Genomic DNA, 6,901 nt, shown 5'->3' on the forward strand with positions numbered 1-6,901 from the left:
GCTTAGCGATATTGAAAGTATAATCATAATCAATAGGTTTCTTTTCATTATTTGGCCTCCCGGTTATTCTACAATCCTCCCTAAAGCCTACATAGACTTACAATTTATTAAGCAATCGCTCCGATTTAATAGAAGACTTGAAGTCAAGATAATTGGAACTTTACTCCTTTAGATGCAACATTTTTTAAATATATCTCATTTATATTTCATTACTTTCTTCAACTGTAGTATCTTATTATCATGATAACTTCAGTGAGTTTTTTAACTCTTTCTTCAGTAACTCTAACTGGTTAAGATCTGGTATAAAGTATGAAGGTCCGGGTACTTTAGGTGTCGTCCCCTCTATTTTTTTTGTTTGAATAGATGTTGAGCTGATTGATGGAAATTTTTGCTGCAGGGCAAGCATGTCACTTGGTTTTAAATTAGTCTCAACGTTATCTTTTAACACATCAGAAATCTTATTAATTTCAAATAGGGTGTCCCCTGACTTGACTTCATCTACCGTAGCTTTAATAAACTGTCTTTGACGTTCATCTCTTGAGTAAACAGTATTCACATCACGCTTCCTCATTCTTACAAATGCAAGTGCTTCTTCCCCACTCATGTCGGTTTTTCCCTCATCAAAATAAATCCGATCATTCGAATAGTAATCTTTTTCCCAAAATGGATATTTTACATCAACCTCAACTCCGCCAATAGCATCAACAATGTCATGAAATCCCTCAAAATCAACAGCAACATACTTATCTATCGGTATACCCAAAAGATCTTCCACCGTTTCTACGGCTAACTTTTTAGCTCCGTAATTTGTGAGATATCCGTATGTATAAGCAGCGTTTATTTTATGAGTTCCAGCGTATTCATCCCCAACTTTTTCTACTGGAACTTCCACTTTCGTATCCCTGGGAATACTTGTCATAGTCGCTTCCTTTGACTTAGGATCAAGGGTTAAAACAATTTGGGTATCAGCTCTTCCACCTTTTCCATCTGAAGAATAATTTTCGATTCCTAGTAACAAAATCGAAATAGGTTCATTTCCTATTTCTACTTTCTTATCTCTTAATTCCGACATATCATTATCCCGTTTAAGTTCACTATAAGATTCCTTCGCTGTATCATATACTTGAAATCCTAAATAACTACCGACGCAAATAACAAGAAACAAAAGTGATGAAAGACCAATGAGTATTTTTTTCTTAAACTTTTTTCTTCGTCTATTTTTAAATCTGTTGTTCATAGTTTTCTCCTTTTCTCCTTTTCTCTTTTTCTCCTTTAGATAATCAAATTATGGTTCTCTTAAGTCTTTCCATAATAGGTTCCGGCAGTATATTTTTCTTGCATGGAAAGCAATTGAGAAACAGTTAAGAAGTGATAGCCTTCCTCTTCAAGTGTAGTCAACAGCTTTGGTAACGCATCGGCTGTGGTAGGATGTACATCATGTAAAAGGATAATTGATCCTGATACCACTTCTTTTTGAACCAGCTGATTGATTGCTTCAGTATTTTTGCTTTTCCAATCCTGGGAATCCACTGACCATAAAATAAGAGAAGAACCGTTATTTCTAGCGACCTTCTCTACATTGGGATTGATAGCACCATAAGGAGGTCGTATGAGAGTAGGAGATTGACCCGTCGCTTCCAATATCTTTTGATTTGATTTTTGAACTTCTTGTACCATACGAGATTCTCCTATCTTCGTCAGGTCCATGTGATGATCTGTATGGTTGCCGATCTCATGGCCTGAGTTAGCAACTCTTGCAGCAATAGAAGGATATTTCTCAACTTGACTTCCCAACATAAAAAAAGTTGCTTTCGCATCATGTTGTTTTAATATCTTTAGCACCCGTGGCGTTACTTGAACACTCGGACCATCATCAAAAGTAATTGCAACGTATTTTTCTCCAGGCTTGAGAACTTTTTCGTCATTGTCCTTTTTTTCTTGCACAGTAGATATTTTTTCTTTAAGTGGAACTTCAACTTCTAGAGTTCCAGTCTCACCTTCAGTAATGTTAGATTTCTCAAGATATAACGTAAGAGCACTTTGGTTTACCAACCAATTCCATGAATTAGGATCTTTCAATGCTTCATTTACCTTTTTATCTATTAGATTGTTCTTAACCATATCATCCTTTTTCAACTGCCTTTTAATATTAGAACGAACTTCATCTAACGTTTTCTCGCTAGTAGTCAAGATATCAGTTAATTGTAAGATATTATGACTTGAGTCGATCGTAAATGTTTTTACATGATTCTCACCATAGATCGAATCCACTAGTTTATAAGAGTTAAAAATCAAACTAGTTGTATCCTTCGCTCCTTTTTTTACATTAACTTGAATCGATAGGTGGGCTCGATTACTTGCTCCAAGAACATCTTTTTGTGATTTCACTTCAGATAAAAAACTCTCTTTCTGTTTCGTAATCCACTCGTGAATCGATTTTTTAAGGAGTGAATTTTCAATAACCGGGGTGTTAATCAGCATTGTATAACGATCAGTGTTTTCTGTATCTTGCTCAACCTCTATACTCGAAACCTCTTTTTCATCTTTCTGTTTGACCACCTCTTCACTGCTATCACCAGTCCACTTACCTATACCTATAATAATAAATACTCCCAACAAAATAAGAACAACCCATCCTGGCCATTTTATTCGCTTGAAAGGCAATCTTCTAATCATACTTTGTCATCCTCTTTGTTTTTTCTAGGGGGGATAAAATGTAGCAATTAGACTTAGGTACACAACAATATTGCATTGTTAACCAGAAAATCGAAAACAAATTCTAATGAATGAAAATTGATTAATATACTAGAAATTTACTAATAACTACCTTATAAAACACACCGGTATATCCATTGTTTTGCAAAGAAAACAGGAAGCTCAATCCATGAACTTCCTGTAGGTTGTGAACGGAAAGAATCCCATTCCACATTCATTTTCACTGATATGATCATCCATCGTGAGATATAACGGATGAAATCATCTTCCCCCAAATCTATATACATCATCAGTACCTTTTGGATTTTAAAGTCGAAACAATTTAAAATCACAATTTATATATTACAATTATTTCAAAATAATCCAAATAAATCAATACTATCTTTCAAAACAAAATCCTCTTTAATTACATATAAAGTCCTCCAACTTATGAAAAGCAAAATAGTGCTATTACTTGTTCCGTATAGAGTGAACCTCGTCATTTCTAAGAAGGATCAGGTTTTAACCCTGTAATTGCACCAAAGAACTGAGAGGCTGTAGTAAAACATATATATGCACAAAGTTCACTTATTTCTTTTTCATTAAATGTATCATTTAGCACATGAAATACAGCCAATGGCATATTGCCTCTATATGATAAAAATGCTTCTGTAAATCCTACTGCAACTGACACCTTCTCATCAAATAATCTGGGATCGGGACGCCCTTTTGCCTTGCAATATTCACACCCGTTTTCCTGAGCAAGAGTCCTTCTAACTTGCTCTTTCAGCTGATAAGATAAGAAGCCCTCGGCTTCTAAGACCTCTCCTAAGTCGTTCCATTTTTCCATTACCAATTGATTATGTCCTAATAATCGTTGAAACGAACTACTTCCAATTTCAGATAACGTTATTCTCGCCATTAATCTTCCCTCCTTCTTATGATTATAGAAAAGATCACTACTTAGTTACATGTTATATTTAAAGAATGAGATCAATTTAATTTACATTTCAACAAAGAATAGAAGGGAAACTTAACATATGCATTTAGACGCTAAGGATAAACAGATCTTGAATCAACTGAATCAAAATAGTAGGTTATCCATGAGGGAATTAGGAAGAATCGTAGGTATGTCTTCTCCTGCTGTAACAGAAAGAATAAAACAAATGGAATCATTTGGAGTAATCAAGGGATACCACTTACAAATCGACTATGAAAAAGCGGGATATCCAGTAAGCTGTATCATAGAAGCCACTGTTAAAAATGGGCAGTACGATTTGTTTAAGAAAAGAATTGAGCAACAGACGAATGTGGAATACTGTCACCGGATTGCAGGGCAAGCTTGTTATATGATGAAATTACATTTTGAGGGGTTAACTGAAATAGAAGGTTTTATAAATGATTTTTCAGATTTAGCACAAACCGTAACACATGTTATTTTTTCAAATGTTGAAACAAAGCAACATTTTTAAAGTTATCATTAAATTAAAAACCTAATTACCAGAAAAGGCACACGTCTATTAAAACAATGCGCCTCCTAAATTAAGGTTTTGGTCCTACACATTCATCGAAGAAAAGCTCCGATTATATTGAATACAAAAATTCGAGATACTTAAAAAGGAACATTTCCTTCACACATCTAACAGTACAGATAAATCATAGGAATTTAGTTATTAAATCCTGCTTCTTTCAAAAACTCTATTTTTCTTATATCTTTATTGTTGCTTTGATCTGCCCTATAACTATCTTTTGATGAGGCATTATAAACACATAAATATTGTTCTGGGGTCAGCAAATAATACTTAACTCCTTCATGTTGCTGCATCTCTAAGTCTTCTAATTGTACTCCAGCGAAGCTTGGTAAAGTGTCAATGATACCAAACTCAACTGATAACCCTTCGTTGAAGAACTCATGTTCATGCAAATCAATTAACCTATATCCCATGGAGTTCATGATATTTACAATATCCATCCAGTTATGTATAGATAATTCCGGTGCTACTTCCCACCCTCTTTTATCACCAGGTACATGAATATCTAAGTCTTGGGCATTCCAACTCTTACTAGTAATTACTTCTAAGCCAACCGAGCCCATTAGTAATGGAATAATGTCAATATTGTTTAATTTTTTGGTGATTTTCAAAAACTCATCAAACTTGTTAATAACCATTTGCTCCTCCATTTTTCCGAATTTATCCCAAATTTATTATGACAGTAAAGAAACGATACTCCGAGGGTCCTAGCTTATGAAACAAAATCATGTACTCTATTAAACAATAGCTCCGATTTAGTGGAAAAATGAACTCAATTCAATATTAAAACTACAGCTGCAATGAGTATAACCTGGTTCTTCTTGTTTGATATGGAGATTATTTGGTTACTAGTTATTATAAAGAAAGGGTGGCTATTATGGAATTCTTAGCAGTAATATTAATGACTATAGGATTAATCGCAGCTCCAGTGATCGGCTTCTTTTACCCCAGTTGGAGGAGTATGAAAGGGGCTGCATTATCAGAAAGTCAACTTTATGGAGTAAGAGCTTTAGGAATTGGACTTTTACTTCTTATGTTTATATTAAGTCAACTCATTTTATAAAAGACAAAGGTTCCTCGCCCAAATTGGGTTTCTCCAGTTATTCAAAAATAGCTCCGAGATTATGGAAGAAATAATATCTATCCCACTAGATATATGGAGAATAATTTTATTACTTCTGTTTATAGATAAACCTATAGCCAAAGTAAATAACCAATAACGCTAAAAAAGTAACTATTAAATTATCTATTGATGCACATACTACTCCTCCGACACAGAAAGATGGTTCACTTGGATTTCCGAAGATGAATGATATTAAGCGAATACCTATCCCCTCCTGAAAGAGTGTTTTTATTGGTATATTCGCTTTTCTCAGCTTGTATACTTCATCTTTTCAGCAACGAAGGACTGTAGCCTTGTTCTTCAATAGCTCCCTATTGTTGAGTTATCAATACTATTGTTTTTTATTAATGGTGTATCTAACTAGAGCATTCCCCCAACACTAATTCTATGAATAATATAATCCACAAAATTGGCTGCACCTGTTGTAATGCTGATCCTCCTACACCACCATTTGAAAACTTATATAACCAGACATACTCTCCCCACATAATGATAAGAAGTAACTGGGTAAAAAACACAAATATTAATGATGCCAATAATTTCAATAGCACAAATCCTTTCATTAAAAATTTATAATGCCCTTTGAGCGACAAGCGCTCCCTTTTCTTGAGGAAATAAAAATATAGATGATACGCTGCTTTGTTTAGCTGTTAGCTATTGCTGCCACTATGTTATGAATTCCTTGCCTAATAGATTCTAACTCTCCACTGATTTGATAAATATGAAAACAAAGAAATGCAAATGAAATGGTGATTACTCCAAGACAAAATGCTTTAAATGCTCTATATGTATTCTCATTAATTTAGATCTCCCCCCTTTACTAGATACAAAACCTTAACTCTCGGCTGTTTTGGCATTAATGAATCGCTCCTAGTTTATGGAGTAAGCTATTTACAGCTTAGAATATCATTATTCAGAACCACTGGTCCCAACTTTCCAGTTTTAGAATTGGATGCTCTCACTTGAACTTTAGCATTGTTTAATTTTGCGGTGATCAAGTCAAACCTTCCCGACCAGGTAGGACTATCTTCTTCTGGAGTAGGATAAAGTCTGAACCTCCAGCTTATTTCACCAGGTATAAAAGCAAATCCCTCATAAATATCATATTCGCCGTATGTAGAGGGTTCAGGTAGATGAACACTTAAGATACTGATATTAGTTCTTGCAAAGCTTGGTGGAATTAATTGAACTTTATAAACTAGTGCACTTCCTCTTGCATTAGTAAGACCTTCATCGATTGGGTCTAACACCATACTGCAAGGCATTGAGATAGCATTTGATTCTTTAGGAAAAAGAACTACTGAAGCCAGAAGGGATGTAATCAATAGAGTTTTTTTCATATGTTTACCTCTCACTTTTTTGATTAGCTTTCCCTAATGATTACTCAATATAAGAATTAGCTGCTTAATATTCTTCAACAAATGCCCGATTTAATGGAATAAGCCTTTCTCTTCGTTTGCTATCCTTTTGATTTCTCCTACTTTAAATTCAGTGACTTTTTGAATGTTATTTTCATCTGTAAAACCTTGAAAATACTTGTGTATTTCCCATG

7 protein-coding genes are annotated in these 6,901 nt (G+C 34.3%); 2 read left to right on the plus strand and 5 right to left on the minus strand.

Annotated elements, in window-relative coordinates; genetic code table 11:
* Positions 1-238 precede the first annotated feature (238 nt).
* The 3 genes from ABVF21_RS22530 to ABVF21_RS22540 all read right to left on the minus strand — a co-directional run bounded on the left by ABVF21_RS22530 (position 239) and on the right by ABVF21_RS22540 (position 3,616).
* Entirely contained in the window at positions 239-1,237 is a 999-nt protein-coding gene (locus tag ABVF21_RS22530) for an LCP family protein (protein ID WP_371019056.1), read from the minus strand.
* 59 nt (positions 1,238-1,296) lie between these two features.
* Positions 1,297-2,676, minus strand: a complete 1,380-nt coding sequence (locus ABVF21_RS22535; protein WP_371019057.1) for a polysaccharide deacetylase family protein — start codon at positions 2,674-2,676, stop codon at positions 1,297-1,299.
* 523 nt (positions 2,677-3,199) lie between these two features.
* On the minus strand, positions 3,200-3,616 hold the full coding sequence (locus tag ABVF21_RS22540; RefSeq protein ID WP_371019058.1) for a carboxymuconolactone decarboxylase family protein: 417 nt from the start codon (positions 3,614-3,616) through the stop codon (positions 3,200-3,202).
* A gap of 118 nt (positions 3,617-3,734) precedes the next feature.
* Here ABVF21_RS22540 and ABVF21_RS22545 point away from each other — a divergent pair, with 118 nt between their 5' ends.
* A complete protein-coding gene (locus tag ABVF21_RS22545) occupies positions 3,735-4,166 on the plus strand; it encodes an Lrp/AsnC family transcriptional regulator (protein WP_371019059.1) in 432 nt (143 codons plus the stop codon).
* A gap of 194 nt (positions 4,167-4,360) precedes the next feature.
* Here the strand turns inward: ABVF21_RS22545 and ABVF21_RS22550 are convergent, their stop codons facing one another.
* A complete protein-coding gene (locus tag ABVF21_RS22550; RefSeq protein ID WP_371019060.1) occupies positions 4,361-4,864 on the minus strand; it encodes a phosphoribosylanthranilate isomerase in 504 nt (167 codons plus the stop codon).
* 239 nt (positions 4,865-5,103) lie between these two features.
* Here ABVF21_RS22550 and ABVF21_RS22555 point away from each other — a divergent pair, with 239 nt between their 5' ends.
* Complete coding sequence (locus ABVF21_RS22555) at positions 5,104-5,289, plus strand: hypothetical protein (RefSeq protein WP_371018982.1); 186 nt, start codon at positions 5,104-5,106, stop codon at positions 5,287-5,289.
* Between the two features lie 947 nt (positions 5,290-6,236).
* Here ABVF21_RS22555 and ABVF21_RS22560 read toward each other — a convergent pair.
* Complete coding sequence (locus ABVF21_RS22560) at positions 6,237-6,689, minus strand: hypothetical protein (RefSeq protein WP_371019061.1); 453 nt, start codon at positions 6,687-6,689, stop codon at positions 6,237-6,239.
* Positions 6,690-6,901 lie beyond the last annotated feature (212 nt).

This window comes from Pseudalkalibacillus sp. JSM 102089 (genome assembly GCF_041366475.1).
GTDB classification, from domain to species: domain Bacteria; phylum Bacillota; class Bacilli; order Bacillales; family Guptibacillaceae; genus Guptibacillus; species Guptibacillus hwajinpoensis_B.